1 protein-coding gene is annotated in these 18,584 nt (G+C 59.4%); it reads left to right on the top strand.

Annotated features, from left to right (window positions below; genetic code table 11):
* The first annotated feature begins 58 nt into the window (after positions 1-58).
* Positions 59-18,583: a gliding motility-associated C-terminal domain-containing protein gene (locus tag IPF95_04235; GenBank protein ID MBK6473903.1), complete on the top strand. Its 18,525-nt coding sequence runs from the start codon at positions 59-61 to the stop codon at positions 18,581-18,583.
* The last annotated feature ends 1 nt before the right edge of the window (position 18,584 follow it).

Raw genomic sequence — 18,584 nt, 5'->3', positions numbered from 1 at the left:
GATGGTGGCGTAGAACGGCATCGGTCCACTACTCATGGGCCGGATTGAACTTACTGGAATGAAAAAGGCACTATTTTTCGTGCTTGCGTTGCTTTTGACCGGGCAACTCATCGCACAGACCGGAACCGAATTCTGGTTGGCACCGCCGGAAGTCACCGCTTCACATGGTGACCAGCCGATCTTCATCAACGTAACAACGTTGGGCCAGCCGGCAGTGGTCACCATTTCCCAGCCTGCCAACCCGGCTTTCAATGGCGGTGTCCCGATCGTATTGAACTTGGCTGCCAACTCGGCTCAGCGATATGACCTCACTTTGTTGAAGGTCGAATTGGAGACGCGGCCTACGAACACCGTTTTGAACACGGGTCTCCGAATTTCCGCAACGTCGAACATCACCTGCTACTACGAGCCGAGCTACACGAACAATCCTGACATCGCAGCTCTGAAAGGGGCCAACGGCCTTGGTACGGAGTTCTACATCCCACTGCATAAGCACGCACCCTTTTACAACCATGGGTATGCTGCGCCGAACAAGGCTTACGCATCGTTCGATATCGTTGCTACTGAGAACAACACCGTAGTGATGATCTACTCACCGGTTCCGGTGGACGGTCACCCAGCACTCACGCCGTTCACGGTAGATCTTAACATAGGCCAGACCTATTCCTGTGCATGGACAGGCACCAATCACACGGATCCTACCACGCACCCTTCAGGGGCTGTTGTGCTTTCGGATAAACCGGTCGCGATCTCCATCAAGGACGACAGTAACCACAACCCTTCGGGCGGTTGCTACGACCTGATGTTGGACCAGATCGTCCCGGTGAACATCCTTGGTACCGATTACGTCGCAGTGAAGGGCGCCTTGAACGCCACTGGTGACGAGTCGCTATTCGTGATGGCCGTGCAGAACAATACGCAAGTGTACATCGACGGCAGTCCCATCCCCGTGGCCACGCTATTCGCGGGCCAGTATTACCGCCACGATATGGATTACTTGCCAAGTGGTGGCAACAATGCAGCGTACGTCAGTGGATCAAAGCCACTTTATGCCATCCACGTCACCGGCTTCGGTTGCGAACAAGGCATGGCGATTCTCCCACCACTGAATTGTGCGGGTAGTACGCAGTTGAGTTTCACGCGAAGTACAAGCGAAGCATTCTTTTTGAATCTTTTGGTCCGGAATGGATCGCAGAACGACTTCGTAGTAACAGGACCCGGTACGGCAACGATACCGGGTGCGGCATTTCAAACGGTACCAGGAACTGGAGGTGAGTGGATGGCCGCGCGTATCCAATACAACACCACACAGGTGCCGGTGAACCAAGCGTTCATTGTTAGCAACACCTCGGATGTGTTCTCCTTGGCCATCATCAACGGAGGGGGAGGTACAGGTTGCCGGTACGGCTTCTTCTCGGAATTCTCGGGGCGCATCGATATCAGCGCGGGTTCAGATCAAACGCGTTGTGCTGGCGATAGCGTAGTTCTCGCGGGAACGGTTTCCGGTGGAAGCACCACGGGCATCTGGACAACAACAGGCAGCGGAACATTCGCTCCCAGTGAAACTGCATTGAACGCGTCCTATCATCCGAGCATTGGAGACCTCGCGATCGGTGCGGTCACGTTGACATTGACCTCCACGGGGCCATGCGAGCCGGTTGATGACGCGATGGTCGTCACCTTCAGTCCGAAGCCGATCCCGAACGCTGGTCCAGACCAGAGCGTATGCCGCAACAATGCCGTAGTGCAGTTAGCCGGAAGTATGCTGAACGCCGTGGGCGGTGTATGGACCGGTGGTGCGGGAGCCTTTCTGCCCAGCAACAGCAACCTGAACGCGACCTACACGCCGACCGCAGCCGAACTGACCGCAGGCCAAGTGTGGATCAAATTGACATCGACCGGCAACGGTGTTTGTAGTGCGGTTCCGGACAGCATGTTGGTGACATTCACGCCAACACCGACCGCGAACGCCGGCCCTGATCAAACGCGCTGCGCGAACAACTCCTTGGTGCAATTGAATGGAGCGTTCACTGTTGCAACTGGCGGTGTTTGGAGCGGCGGATCTGGTTCTTTCGATCCGAGTACGACCAACATGTCCGCGCAGTACACGCCTGATGCAGCCGAGGTTTCCAGCGGCTCAGTGACACTGACGATGACAACGACCGGCAACGGCAATTGCGTTGCCGTGAACGACCAAGTGCTCATCAACTTCACAGCAGCACCTGTGGTGAATGCGGGCGCTGCGGTTTCGCTCTGCGCCAACAATGCAGTGGTTACGCTGAACGGTTCCGTTACCGGCGCGACAGGTGGTGCATGGAGCGGTGGTGCGGGGTCGTACACGCCGGACAACACCACGCTCAATGCGACCTACACGCCAACTGCAGCAGAGATCGCCGCAGGCACGTTGACGCTGACCTTGAGCAGCACGGGCAATGGTAACTGTGTGCCGGTCACGAGTAACAAGGTGATCACCTTCACGCCAGCCCCAACGGTGAACGCCGGGGCGAACGGAACGGTGTGCGCGAACAATGCGGACATCACATTGGCCGGTTCCTTCACGCTCGCTACGGGCGCGGTTTGGAGCGGTGGTACGGGCACATACAGCCCGAACAACACCACGATGAACGCGGTGTACACGCCGAGTGCGGCGGAACGGACTGCGGGCACGGTAATACTGACGCTCACTACGGTCGGCAACGCTAATTGCAACGCGGTAAGCGCGAACGTGAGCTATGCGATCACACCTGCTCCGACAGCGAACGCTGGAGTTGACCAAACACTTTGTGCGAACAACGCAGTTGCTACGCTGAACGGATCGTTCACGGTGGCGACTGGCGGTGTATGGAGTGGAGGAGCTGGCTCCTTCGACCCGAGCACCACGAACATGGGCGCCCAGTACACACCGACGCCTGGCGAGATCTCCAGCGGTTCGGTGATACTGACCTTGACCACGACAGGCATCGGCGGTTGCCTCGCGGTGACCGATCAAGTGCGATTGAACTTCACCGCAGCTCCTGTTGTAAGTGCTGGCTCTGCTGTTTCGGTTTGCGCGAACAACGTGCTGGTCGCATTGAATGGTAGTGTGACCGGTGCGACCGGTGGTGCATGGAGCGGTGGTACCGGGTCCTTCAACCCCAATGCGAACACACTGAATGCGAGCTACACACCGAGCGCAGCGGAGATCGCCGCCGGTACAGTGACACTGACACTAAGCTCAACCGGCAATGGCAATTGCAACGCGGTACCGAGCAGCAAGGTGATCACCATCACGTCAGCACCTGTTGTAAGTGCTGGTTCGAATGGCACGGTTTGCACGAACAACTCTGTGATCGCATTGAACGGATCCGTGATCGGTGCGACCGGCGGCATCTGGAGCGGTGGCACGGGCACGTACAACCCGAACAACACCACGCTCAACGCGACGTACACGCCGAGCGCTGCCGAGCGCACGGCTGGAACCGTTACGCTGACCTTGACTTCAGCAGGCAACGGTAATTGCAATGCGGTAGCGAGCAACGTGACCTACACGATCACGCCCGCTCCGACGGCTAACGCAGGTGCTGATCAATCGTTGTGTACCAACAACCCTGTTGCCTCCTTGGGTGGAAGTGTGACCATCGCGACGGGCGGTATCTGGAGCGGTGGCGCTGGCACCTTCGCACCGAGCACTACGAACCTCAATGCGACCTACACGCCGACCGCTGCTGAGATCGCAAGCGGTCTCGTGACCTTGACCTTGACCACGACCGGCAACGGCACTTGCATCGCTGTTATAGATCAAGTGCAATTGAACTTCACTCCAAGTCCGGCCGCGGACGCCGGTGCAGACTTATCGCTTTGCCGCAACAACGCGAGTGTAGCCCTGGGCGGATCGGTAACGGTAGCAACGGGTGGGATCTGGAGCGGCGGTGCTGGCTCCTACACGCCGAACAACACCACACTGAATGCCACCTACACGCCGACGCCGGGGGAACTCGCAGCGGGTACCTTGACATTGACGCTGACCACCACCGGCACTGGGAATTGCAACGCGGTTGCCGATAGCCGCGTGATCACGTTCACGCCATCACCAACCGTGAATGCAGGTCCGAACGCCACGGTCTGCGCGAACAACTCGAACATCACGTTGGCTGGGGCATTCACCGTTTCGACCGGAGCTCAATGGACCGGCGGCGCGGGCACGTACAACCCGAACAACACCACGATGAACGCGGTGTACACCCCCACCGCAGCTGAGCGCACGGCTGGTACCGTAACGCTCACACTCACCACGGTGGGCAATGGCAATTGCAGCGTGGTCAATGATCAGGTGACCTTCACGATCACTCCCGCACCGACCGCCAACGCTGGTCCCGATCGCACCGTGTGCGCGAACAACGCAGCAGTGGCTTTGAACGGTTCCTTCACGATCGCTACTGGAGGTGTTTGGAGCGGCGGTGCAGGCACTTTCGATCCGAGCACCACGAACATGGGCGCGGTCTACACGCCGAGCGCGGCGGAGATCACGGCGGGCATAGTCACACTGACGTTGACGACCACGGGCAATGGTAGCTGTATTGCGGTGAATGACCAGATGGTGATCAGCATCACGGATGCGCCAACTGTGAACGCGGGCGCGGCAGTTTCGCTCTGTGCGAACAATTCACAAGTGAGTTTGAGCGGATCAGTGATCGGCGCGACCGGCGGCATTTGGAGCGGTGGCACGGGCACTTTCAACCCGAACAACACTTCGCTTACCGCGACCTACACACCTACCGCGGCAGAGATCGCTGGTGGAACGCTGACACTGACATTGACCAGCACGGGCAATGGCAATTGCAACCCGGTGATGAGCAACAAGGTGATCACCTTCACGCCATCGCCGATCGTGAATGCTGGTGCGAACGGATCCGTTTGCACGAACAACGCAACGATCAGCTTGAACGGATCGGTGATCGGTGCTACCGGCGCGATCTGGAGCGGAGGTACGGGGACGTACAATCCGAACAACACCACGCTGAACGCGGTCTACACACCGAGCGCTGCTGAACGCACTGCTGGTACGGTTACGCTGACCTTGACTTCCGCAGGCAATGGCAATTGCAATGCGGTCAGCTCGAACGTGACCTATTCGATCACCCCAGCTCCGACCACCAACGCTGGTGCCGACCAATCACTTTGCAGCAACAATCCGGTGGCGACCTTGAACGGATCCTTCACGGTTGCGACCGGTGGTATCTGGAGCGGTGGAAATGGTTCTTTCAGCCCGAGCACCACGAACATGGGCGCGACCTATACGCCGACGGCGGTGGAGATCGCGAACGGGAACGTGACACTGACGTTGACCACGACCGGCAACGGCACGTGCATCGCTGTGACCGACCAGGTGCAACTGTCCTTCACCGCAAGCCCCACTGCGAACGCTGGTCCTGACTTGACCTTGTGCCGCAACAACGCCAGCGTGCCGATGGGCGGATTAGTGACGATCGCGACCGGTGGTATCTGGAGCGGTGGTGCAGGATCCTTCACGCCGAACAATACCACCCTCAACGCGACCTACGCACCGACCCCAGCGGAACTCGCTGCAGGTACATTGACTCTGACATTGACCACGACGGGCAACGGCAACTGCAACAGCGTTTCTGATAGCCGTGTCATCACCTTTACGCCCGCACCAACGGTGAATGCCGGTCCGAACGCGACAGTGTGCGCAAACAACTCCGCGATCACGCTTGCGGGTGCCTTCACCGTATCGACCGGAGTGATCTGGAGCGGTGGAACGGGCACGTACAACCCGAACAACACGAGCACCAACGCGGTGTACACGCCGAGCGCTGCTGAACGTGCCGCCGGCACGGCAACGCTCACACTCACTACGGTTGGCAACGGCAATTGCAGCGCGGTAAGCGACCAGGTGACTTTCACCATCACCCCTGCACCAACTGCGAACGCTGGTCTGGATCGCACGGTGTGCGCGAACAACGTTGCCGTAGCCTTGAATGGTTCCTTCATGATCGCTACCGGAGGTATCTGGAGTGGTGGTGCAGGCACTTTCGATCCGAGCACCACGAACATGGGTGCGATCTACACGCCGAGCGCGGCAGAGATCACGGCGGGTATCGTGACCTTGACCTTGACGACCTCCGGCAACGGAACGTGTAATGCGGTGACCGATCAGATGGTGATCAGCATCACCGATGCACCTACAGTGAACGCCGGTGCGCCGGTCTCGCTCTGCGCGAACAATGCTCAAGTGAGCTTGAACGGTAGTGTATTTGGTGCAACGGGCGGTGCATGGACCGGCGGTTCCGGCACTTTCGCGCCGAACAACACCACACTCAGTGCGACCTATACGCCGAGCGCTTCGGATCTCGCTGCGGGCACGGTGACTTTGACGCTGACCAGCACGGGGAACGGCAATTGCAATCCGGTATCGAGCGCGCGCATCATCACATTCACGCCAGCGCCAACGGTGAACGCCGGACCTGACGCGAGCGTGTGTTCCAACAACGCGAACATCACCCTGGCCGGTGCCTTCACTGGCGCAACGGGTGCGATCTGGAGTGGCGGAACGGGCACCTACAACCCGAACAACACCACATTGAACGCGGTGTACACACCGAGCGCTGCCGAGCGTATCGCAGGTACAGTGACGCTGACACTCTCTACGGTTGGTAACGGCAGCTGCAACGCGGTAGGCGATGCGGTGACCTTCACCATCACGCCTTCACCAACCGTGAATGCGGGTGTGGACCGCACGGTCTGCGCGAACAACGTTGCCGTAACACTGAGCGGTTCGTCCACTGTCGCTACAGGCGGTATGTGGAGCGGTGGCAATGGAACCTTCGATCCTAGCACCACGAACATGAGTGCGATCTACACGGCAAGTGCCGCTGAGATCGCGAACGGCTCTGTGACACTCACCTTGACGACCACAGGGATCGGTAACTGCGTCGCGGTGACCGATCAAATGACGATCAACTTCACGGCAGCACCAGTGGTGAATGCTGGTGCGCCGGTATCGCTCTGCGCGAACAACGCACAAGTGAGCTTGAGCGGCAGCGTTACGGGAGCGACCGGTGGTGTATGGAGCGGCGGCACGGGCACTTATAGCCCGAACAATTCCACACTCACCGCGACATACACGCCGACAGCGGGTGAGATCGCAGGTGGCACCTTGACACTGACCTTGACGAGCACCGGAAACGGCACTTGCAATCCGGTACAGAGCAGCCGTGTGATCAACTTCACGCCTGCCCCTTCGGTGAATGCTGGTCCGAACGGAACGGTTTGCGCGAACAGCTCCGCGATCACTTTGGCCGGTTCACAGAGTGGTGCCACTGGCGCTGTCTGGAGCGGTGGCACAGGCACGTACAACCCGAACAACGCGACGTTGAACGCTGTGTACACCCCGAGCGCTGCTGAACGCACTGCCGGAACCGTGACACTCACGCTCACCACGGTGGGCAACGGCAACTGCAACGCCGTGAGCGATCAGGTGACGTATTCGATCACTCCTTCGCCGACGGCCAATGCTGGTCCGGACCAATCGCGTTGCGCGAACAATGCGGTTGCAACCCTTACGGGAAGTGTGACGGTTGCCACAGGCGGTGTTTGGAGCGGCGGTGCAGGCGCTTTCACGCCGAGCACCACGAACCTGAATGCGACCTACACGCCAACGGCTGCTGAGATCGCGACCGGTTCGGTCACGCTTACGCTGACAACGACAGGCAACAACAACTGTGTCGCCGTTCTCGATCAGATCACGATCGACTTCACGCCTGCTCCTGTTGCGAACGCGGGAACTCCTGTTTCGATCTGTGTGAACAATCCGCAGGTGACGATGACCGGTTCGGTTTCCGGCGCCCCAGGTGGTATTTGGAGCGGCGGCCTGGGATCCTTTACCCCGAACAACACGACCTTGAACGCGGTTTATACGCCGACCCCAGCGGAACTCGCAGCGGGCACACTGACGCTGACCTTGACGACGACGGGCAACAGCAATTGCAATGCGGTCACCAGCACACGCACGATCACCTTTACTCCAGCACCTGTAGTGGATGCCGGTGCGAACGGAACGGTCTGCTCGAATGCTTCGCTGATCACCTTGAACGGATCGGTGAGCGGTGCGACCGGCGCGATCTGGAGCGGTGGCGCAGGTGTCTTCACGCCGAACAACGCAACGCTCAACACGACCTACCAGCCCACTACTGCGGAACGCAATGCAGGTACCGTAACGCTCACGCTGACCTCTGCTGGCAACGGCAACTGCAACGCGGTGAGCGATCAGGTGACCTTCAGCATCACGCCAGCACCGACGGCCAACGCCGGTGTGGATCAGTCGTTGTGCTCGAACAACGCCGTGGCCACGATGAACGGATCGTTCACGGTTGCGACAGGCGGAATCTGGAGCGGTGGCGCGGGAACTTTCAGCCCAAGTGCCACGCTGATGAATGCGACCTACACGCCGACCGCTTCGGAGATCTCGAACGGTTCGGTGACGCTGACATTGACAACGACCGGGAACAACAATTGTGTGGCTGTTGCGGATCAAGTGCTGATCAGCTTCACACCAAGTCCTTCGGTGGATGCAGGAATTGATGTGTCGGTATGCCGGAACAATGCGGCCGTATCGCTTAGTGGTACGGTCGGTGTCGCAACCGGCGGTATCTGGAGCGGCGGCGCAGGATCCTTCACGCCGAACAACACGACGCTGAACGCGACCTATACGCCGACGCCTGCGGAACTCGCGTTGGGCACATTGACGCTTACGCTGACCTCTACCGGCAACGGCAACTGCAACGCCGTGTCGGATAGCAAGGTCATCACCTTCACGCCCGCGCCTACTGTGGATGCCGGCGCGAACGGAACCGTTTGCGCGAACAACTCCGCCATCACACTTGCTGGTGCGCTTACCGGTGCATCGGGTGTGACTTGGAGCGGCGGCACGGGCACCTACAACCCGAACAACACCACGCTGAATGCTGTGTACACACCGAGCGCTGCTGAACGCACTGCCGGTACTGTCACACTGACGTTGACCACGACGGGCAACGGCAACTGCAACGCAGTGAACGATCAAGTGACGTACAGCATCACGGCAGCGCCAACGGCCAACGCCGGGGCGGATCGTGTGCTTTGCGCGAACAATGCGGCGACGGGATTGTCCGGTGCGTTCTCGATCGCCACGGGTGGCATCTGGAGCGGTGGTGCAGGCACCTTCGATCCAAGCACCACGAACATGAGCGCGATCTACACGCCGACCGCGGCCGAGATCGCAGCTGGTAGTGTGACGCTCACCTTGACCACCACAGGCAATGGCTTGTGCAACGCGGTGACCGATCAAGTGCTCTTGACTTTCACCGATCCACCATCTGCGAACGCTGGTGCGAACGTTACCCGTTGCGCGAACAATGCGGCTGTGGCACTCGGTGGCAGCGTGGTGGTTGCGACCGGTGGAACCTGGACCGGTGGAACAGGAACGTTCTCGCCGAACGCGAACACGCTGAACGCGACCTACAACCCAGGCGCAGGTGACCTCGCCGCTGGACAAGTCACGCTGACCTTGACCACGACCGGCAATGGCAACTGCGCACCTGCGACTTCAACGAAGATCATCACCTACACACCTGCGCCGATCGTGAACGCAGGTACGAACGGAAGTGTTTGCGCGAACGCGGCGGCCATCGCCTTGAATGGTACCGTGACCGGTGCCGTGGGTGGAGTATGGAGCGGTGGCGCTGGATCCTTCAGCCCGAACAACATCACACTGAACGCGACCTACACGCCGACCGCTGCGGAGATCACCGCGGGTACGGTAACACTGACCTTGACCTCTGCAGGCAACGGTCTTTGCAATGCGGTAACGAACAACGTGACCTACACGATCACGCCCGCACCAACGGTGAATGCCGGTGTGGATCAGTCGGTGTGCGGCAACAACGCGACCGCTACGCTGGCCGCTGTGATCACGGTTGCTACAGGTGTACAATGGTCCGGCGGAACCGGTGTGTACAGCCCTGGAAGCACGGCACAGAACATTACGTACTCGCCTTCGCCGATCGAAGTCGTGAACGGATCGGTAACGCTGATCGCAACCACGACCGGCAACGGCACTTGTGCAGCAGTGAACGATGCGGTGACGATAACCTACACACAGGCTCCGATCGCTAATGCGGGTCCTGACCAGACCGTGAGCAGCAACAACGCGAACACCACGTTGGCGGGTAGCTTCTCTATCGCCACGGGTGCACAGTGGACGGGTGGTGCAGGTACCTACAACCCGAACAGCACCACGATGAACGCGGTGTACTCGCCGACCCCAGCGGAGATCGCTGCGGGTAGTGTGACGCTGACCTTGATCACCACCGGTAATGCGAGCTGCTCGCCCGCAACGGATCAAATGACGATCACATTCGGCGCAGCACCGACGGCGAACGCGGGTCCTGATCAAACGGTCTGTGCGAACAATCCTGCATTGCAACTGAACGGGGGGATCACCATTGCTACCGGTGGCATCTGGAGCGGCGGGACGGGCACCTACAACCCGGGTAATAGCGCACTCAATGCGATCTACACGCCGAGCGCAGCGGAGATCACAGCAGGCACTGTGACCTTGACGCTCACCTCGGTGGGGAACGGCAACAGCAATCCGGTGAGCGATCAGATCACGATCACCATCACACCTGCACCAATCGTGAATGCGGGCGTGAACATCAACACATGTGCGAACCAATCCACGGCGCAATTGACCGGTGTGGTCAACAACGCGACCGGCGGTGTTTGGAGCGGTGGTTCGGGCACTTTCAACCCGAGCAACACGAATCTGAACGCGACCTACACGCCAACTCTTGGTGAGATCGCGGCTGGTACGGTGACGCTCACCTTGAGCAGCACGGGCAACGGATTATGCAACGGCGTGTCGGATCAAGTATTGATCACGATCGCACCAGCACCTGTGGTGAATGCTGGAGTGGACCAGACGGTCTGCGCCAACAATTCAAACGTGCAGATGGCCGGAAGCGTGAGCAATGCGGGCGGTGGCATCTGGAGCGGTGGTACCGGCACGTTCTCGCCGAGCATCAATGCACTGAACGCGGTGTACACGCCAAGTACTTCGGAACTCGCCAACGGCTCCGTGACCATCACCTTGAGCAGCACCGGGAATGGTAGCTGCGCATCGGTGAGCGACCAAATGACGATCTTCTTCTCGCAGAGCCCTGTGGTGAACGCTGGTCTCGACCGCACGGTGTGCGCGAACGATCCGACGGTGATCTTGAACGGCTCGGTGACCATCGCCACTGGCGGTGTGTGGAGCGGCGGCGGTATATCCTTCACACCGAACGCGACCACCTTGAACGCGACCTATCTCCCGAGCCCTGCAGAAGTGGCCCTGGGTACCGCAACGCTGACCTTGACCAGCTCGGGTAACGGCTTGTGCAACTCGGTGAACGATCAGATGGTGATCACCATCATCGCCTCCCCAAGCGCGAACGCCGGTAGCAACATCGCGGTCTGTTCCAACAACGCACAAGTCCAACTCGGCGGCTCGGTGAGCGGCGCCGGTGGTGGCCAATGGAGCGGTGGTGCGGGCACGTTCACGCCTTCGATCGCTTCGCTGAACGCGAGCTACACGCCGACCCCGGCCGAGGTGGCCGCAGGCACCATGACCTTGACGTTGACCACGATCGGCAACGGCAACTGCGTTCCGGTTTCGGACAACGTGCTGATCACTTTCACCGCATCGCCGACCGCGAGTGCTGGTACAGATGGGGTGCGCTGTGCGAACAATGCAGGCATTCAACTCAACGGCAGTGTCACAGTCGCGAATGGTGGAACCTGGTCTGGTGCGGGTGGAACGTTCACGCCGAATGCGAATGCACTGAATGCGACCTACGCACCTTCCGCTGGTGAACTCGCCGCCGGCCAGGTGACACTGACCTTGACCACCACAGGCAATAACGGTTGTACGGCAGTGAACGATGCGGTGAGCTACACGTTCACCCCTGCGCCAACAGCCAACGCCGGTTCGGACCTCAACAGCTGCGCGAACAACGCGAGCGTGGCACTGAACGGTGCGATCACCGTGGCCACGGGCGGTCTGTGGACCGGTGGATCTGGTGGCTTCAGCCCGAACAACACTGCTTTGAACGCGACATACGTGCCTAGCGCGGCGGAGATCGCAGCGGGTACGGCTACCCTCACACTCACCACTGTTGGCAACGGCCTATGCAGCGCGGTATCAGACCAAGTAGTGGTCACCATTGCGCCTTCCCCGATCGTGGATGCGGGAACCGCCCAGTCGGTCTGTGCGAACAATGCGACACTGCAATTGAACGGCTCGGTTTTGAACGCGGCTGGTGGTATTTGGACAGGTGGCGGCATCTTCAGCCCATCGTCCAGCGCGTTGAACGCGACGTACACACCGAGTGCAGCGGAGATCGCCGCAGGTGTTGCAACACTCACGTTGACAAGCACTGAAAATGGTCTGTGCAGCCAAGTGAGCGATCAGGTTGCCATCACCATTACACCGGCACCGGTCGTTGAGGCTGGCGCTGGAGGGGTGTATTGCATGAACAACTCGATCATCCAGCTCGCGGGGAGCATCACCGTGGCTAGCGGTGGTACTTGGTCCGGCGCGCAGGGTGGTTTCAGTCCCAATGCCAACACCCTCAATGCTGTGTACACACCATCTGCGGGTGAGCTGGCGGCGGGATCCGTGACCTTGACCCTCACCTCAACGGGGAACAATGGTTGTATCGCTGTGAGTGATGTCGTGAGCTACACCTTCACACCTGCGCCGACGGCCAATGCCGGTTCGGACCTCTTCTCCTGTGCGAACAATGCAGCGGTTGCCCTGAACGGTGCGATCACTGTTGCGACAGGTGCACTCTGGAGCGGCGGTAATGGAACCTTCACACCGAACAACGCTGCGCTGAATGCGAGCTACATGCCGAGCGTTTCGGAGATCGCAGCAGGCACCGTCTCGCTCACGTTGACAACGGTTGGCAACGGCACCTGCAGTCCGGTAAGCGACCAGGTGGTGATCACCATCACCCCATCGCCGATCGTGGATGCTGGAGCGGCGCTCACTTCCTGCGCGAACAATCCCGCTGCTCAACTGGCCGGATCCGTGCAGAACGCGACCGGTGGTATCTGGAGCGGTGCGGGAACCTTCTCGCCGAGCGCTGCGAACCTGAGCGCGATCTACACGCCGAGCGCGGCCGAAGTGCTTGCTGGTAGCGCGACCATCACGCTTACCAGCACGGGCAATGGCTTGTGCAATGCGGTTGCCGACCAAGTGGTGTTGACCATCACAGCCGCGCCGATCGTGGAAGCGGGAACGCCTCAATCGCTCTGCGCGAACAATGCGGTCGTGCATCTCGGCGGTCAAGTGATCAACGCGACGGGTGGTACCTGGAGCGGTGGTGCTGGCGCTTTTATGCCGAACGCGAGCGCTCTGAACGCAGCTTACACACCGAGCGCGGCGGAGATCGCGAGCGGTCAGGTTTGGCTCTTCCTTACCTCCACGGGCAACGGTGGTTGCCTCTCGTCACGAGACTCCGTTCAAGTGCAGTTCACTCCAGCACCGACGGTGAACGCCGGACCGGATGCGCACATCTGTGCGAACGCTGCACAGGTGAGCCTGAATGGTGTGATCACTGTTGCGACCGGTGGTCTTTGGACCGGAGGAACTGGATCGTACACGCCGGGCAACACCGCGCTGAACGCGACCTACTTCCCCTCGGCTGCGGAGATCGCTTCCGGCCAATTCACATTGGTATTGCGCAGCACGGGCAACGGGAATTGCACGGTAGTGAGGGATAGCCTGATCGTCCTGGTGGATCCTGTTCCTGTGGTGAACGCGGGTCCGGATCAGCAGATCTGCGCGAACAACTCCAACGTGCAACTGAACGGCTTCGTCGGCAACGCGCCGGGTGGAGCATGGAGCGGTGGTGCGGGTATCTTCTTCCCGAGCAATACCATGCTGGCCACGCAGTACGCGCCAACAGCCGCTGAGATCGCTGCTGGTTCGCTGACGCTGACCTTGAGCTCCACGGGCACGGCGTTCTGCCCTGCAGTTACCGATCAAATGACGATCGTCTTCACCGGTTCACCTATCGCGAGCGCTGGTAACGATCTGCAGATCTGCGCGAACAACAGCGCAGTGCAACTCACCGGCAACGTGACCAACGCAAGTGGCGCTTCTTGGACGGGTGGCAGCGGAGCCTTCGCGCCGAACGCCAACGTACTGAGCCCGGTTTACACGCCGAGCGCTGGTGAACTCGCCGCAGGTTCGCTGTCTCTGTACTTGACAAGTACGGGCAATGGCAACTGCATCGCGGTGCGCGATACGGTGGTCGTGACCTTCACTCCAGCACCGACGGTGAACGCCGGTGTGGACCTGGATGTGTGCATGAACAACCCGGTGGTGACCTTGAACGGTGCCATCACGGTGGCAACAGGTGCACAGTGGACAGGTGGTCTGGGAACCTTCACGCCGAATGCGCAAGCACTGAACGCACAGTATGTGCCGAATGCCTTCGAATTGGGATCGGGTAGTGTGCAACTCACTCTTACAACTACGGGCAACGGCAACTGTATCGCAGTGACCGATCAAGTGACGATCACCGTAACGCCTTCGCCTGTGGTGAGCGCAGGTGCGGATCTGATCACCTGCTCGAACCAACTGCAAGTACCATTGAGCGGTACCGTCCAGGGCGGTGCTACCTCAGGTATGTGGAGCACTTCCGGCACAGGGGTGTTCAGCCCGAGCCCGAGTACACTTAACGCGACCTACATCGCCAGCAGCCTCGATTCGCTGAGCGGTACGGTCGACCTCACACTTACCTCTACCAGCAATGGTCTCTGCAACGCTGTGAGCGATGTGATGACCATCACCATCCTGCCGAACGCGATCGCAAGCGCGGGTGTCGATCAAACGGTGTGTTCCACGACGAGCACGATACAACTGAACGGAACGATCACCGGCAATGCGACCCAGGGCCAGTGGACGACCACGGGTGCTGGTAGTTTCTCGCCTAGCGCAAGTGCAGCAAACGCGGTGTACCAGATCGCCCCTGGTGATCCGGCCTTGAGCACACTCACCTTCACATGGAGCGTGAACAGTTGCGACAATGCGATGGACCAAATGGTGCTGACCATCACACCGGAGTCGGTGGCGGACGCGGGTGCTGATCAAGTGACATGCTTCGGCGACCTGGATGTGGTGATCAACGGATCCATCAGCGGCGCTTCGAACAGTGGGACCTGGAGCACCTTGGGTAGTGGCACATTCGCCAACGCGAACACTGCGTTGAGCAACATCTACCAAGCAAGTGCGAACGACCAGCTCGCTGGCGGTGTGAACCTCGTCCTGACAGCTACGAACACAGGTGTTTGTGCTGCGGCGATCGACACGATGTTCATCGCGATCCAGCCTGCGGGCACGGTGAATGCAGGACTTGATGTGACGGCTTGCGCGAACAACGCAGTGACCGTTCTGACCGGAACATTGAGCGGTGATGCCACGCAAGTGCAGTGGACCACATCGGGTACGGGTTCCTTCTTCCCGAATGCCAACGTGCTCACGCCGACCTACATCCCGAGCGCGATCGACACCGCGATCGGTAGTGTAACGCTGACGCTGACCGCACCGGGAACCTGTAACAATGCGGTGGATGATCTGCTGCTGACTTTGACACCTGCGCCATACGTGAACGCGGGACCAGATCAGACCTACTGCGACCAAGTGACGCAGTTCGACCTGAACGGAACGATCTCGGGCATCACGAACGCGGGCCAGTGGACCACCAACGGTACCGGCACGATCGCCAATGCAGGTGCATTGAACACGACCTACATCGCCAGTGCTGCGGACGTGGCGAATGGCTCCATCACCTTCACGCTCACTTCGCTGAACAACGCGAACTGCAATGCAGTGACCGATGCGATGACCATCTACCTCACCAGCGGCCTCATCGTAAGTGCGGGTCCTGACCAGAACGTTTGCGTCGCATCGGATCATGCGAACATGCTGGCCACCGTGCAGAACGGATCGCCTTCGGGCATCTGGACCGCTACCGGTTCGGGCACCTTCCAACCAAGCGCCGATGTGTTGAACGCACAGTATTTCTTCTCCGCCGGTGATGTCACCAACGGATCCGTGGTGCTCACGTTCACCGCAACGAACACGGGTACCTGTCCAGTATTGCAGGACCAAATGGTGCTCACCTTCGGTAGCAGCAGCTTCGCGTATGCCGGTGCCGACCAAGCGCTCTGCGCGAATTCGCCGATCGCACTACTCGCTGGTAACTTCAGTGGTGGTGCGCAAGGTGTGCAGTGGAGCAGCGCTGGTTCAGGCTTCTTTAGCAACAGCACCAACCCGAATGCGACCTACACCTTGAGCGCTGCTGATATCGCTGCAGGTCAAGTGAACCTGACGCTTACGACGATCACGGGAGGTTCCTGCTTGCCTGCATCGGATGTGGTGGTGATCGCGGTGAACGCGCTGCCGAACATCACGGCAGGTGCGGACATCATTGCTTGCACAGCGGCTCCGGTACAGGTTACTGCGAACGCTGCGAATGCAGGTGGTGGCATGTGGACCACCTCGGGAACGGGAACCTTCTTCGACCCGAATGCATTGGCTACGCTGTATACACCAAGCGCTGCGGATAGCATTGCAGGCACTGTAACACTCACCGTGACCACTACGGGGATGCAACCTTGCAGTGCGGTTTCAGATCAGTTGGTGATCAGCTTCGGCGGCGGCTTGGATGCGGCAGCAGGAATGGACATCATCGCTTGCAGCACCGATCCGAACGTGGCGCTGAATGGTGTGGTGGCAGGAACTACGACCGGTACGTGGACGACCAGCGGCACAGGTTCCTTCATGCCGAATGCCAGTTCACTGAACGCAACTTACATTCCTGGTGCTGCGGATTACGCCATCGGCAACATCAACTTGATCCTGAGCACTACGAATAACCAAGGCTGTCCTGCCGGTCGCGACACACTTGTGGTGAGCTACCATGTGCCACCTACGGTGAACGCAGGTGTGGACCTACTGCTGTGCAGTGGATTGGAGAATGTGCAACTGAACGGCAACGCACAGAACCAAGGATCGGTGCAGTGGATCACCATGGGTACAGGCAGCTTCACTCCGGATGCGACTGCCCTTAACGCAACGTACGTGCCGACCGCTAACGATAGCATCGCTGGTGGTGTGTACCTCGTGCTAACAGCCTTCGGAACAGGCACGTGTGCCAACGCCTCGGACTCAGTGTTCATCGACATCGGACCAACGCGTATCGCGAATGCGGGCAGTGATCAAACAGTATGCGCGGACATGGATCCGATCGCTCTCGGCGGAAGTATTGCCGGTGTGAGTGGCGGTGCATGGAGCACCAACGGAACAGGAACCTTCCTTCCGGATGCTTCGACCTTGGGCGCCACCTACGTGCCAAGTGCAACGGACATGGTGTTCAGCGAACTGCGCTTCATCCTCACCACAACAGGTAACATGGGTTGCCCTGCGGATGTGGATACCATGATGGTGGCATTGCAAGCCGTGCCGACCGTGAGCGCTGGTAATGACATCAATGTGTGCGATGCGAGTGCAACAGTCGACCTCTCCGGAGCCTTCACCGGCGCAAATGGTGTGCTGTGGAGCTCGAACGGATCAGGCTTCTTCCTGCCAAGCAACACTGTGCCGAACGCCGCCTACGAACCGGGCAACACGGACGAGCAACTCGGTACCGTGCGTATGATCCTCACCACCACCGGCAACGGTGTGTGTGCGGCCGTGAGCGATACGGTGATGCTCTCCTTCGTGAACCCACTGCAAGCCGATTTCACGGTGAGCAATGCCTGCGCGGGATCACAGACGCAGTTCACCAGCACGAGCACCACGACGGGTGCGCCGATCATCGGTTGGAACTGGAGCTTCGGCAACGGGGCCAGTGGTTCTGGTCCGCAGACCACCACCAGCTTTGACACACAAGGTCAGTACTTGGCAACGCTAACGGTCTTCGCGCAGAACGGCTGCAGTAGCACTGTTACCCGTACCATTGATGTGTTGAATGCGCCAGTGGCCGGCTTCACGATAACAGGTGATCCATTCACGGATACGCCGATGGAATTCACGGACAACTCCTTCGGTGCAACGAACTGGCAGTATGATTTCGGGGATGACCAAGGCGCAATCATTGCGGAACCTGTACACGAGTACACCGAAGATGGTCAGTTCATCATCATCCAAACGGTGACGAACGCGGCGGGCTGTACAGATCGAGATTCATTGTTGATCAGCATCGCTGTAAAGGACATCCTTCCACCGAAACTGCCGAACGCGTTCAGTCCGAACGGCGATGGTGTGAACGATGTGTTCTACGTCCGCGGAGGTCCATTCGAGACCATGCACCTGAAAGTGTATAACGGCTGGGGTGAAATGATCTTCGAGACCACTGATCCAACCTTCGGCTGGGATGGAACGCACGAGGGCAAGCCGGAGATCAATGGGGTGTATGTGTACTCCGTGATCGCCACTACGACTGATGGAACACTCCATGACAGGTCGGGTAAAATGACCTTAATACGATAAG

The sequence above is a fragment of the Flavobacteriales bacterium genome (assembly GCA_016704485.1).
Classification (GTDB): Bacteria; Bacteroidota; Bacteroidia; order Flavobacteriales_F; family PHOS-HE28; genus PHOS-HE28.
This window is presented reverse-complemented; position numbering and strand designations above follow the sequence as displayed.

Excerpts from the sequence above, each read along its gene's own strand:
- IPF95_04235 (MBK6473903.1), top strand. The coding sequence starts at position 59 with ATGAAAAAGGCACTATTTTTCGTGCTTGCGTTGCTTTTGACCGGGCAA.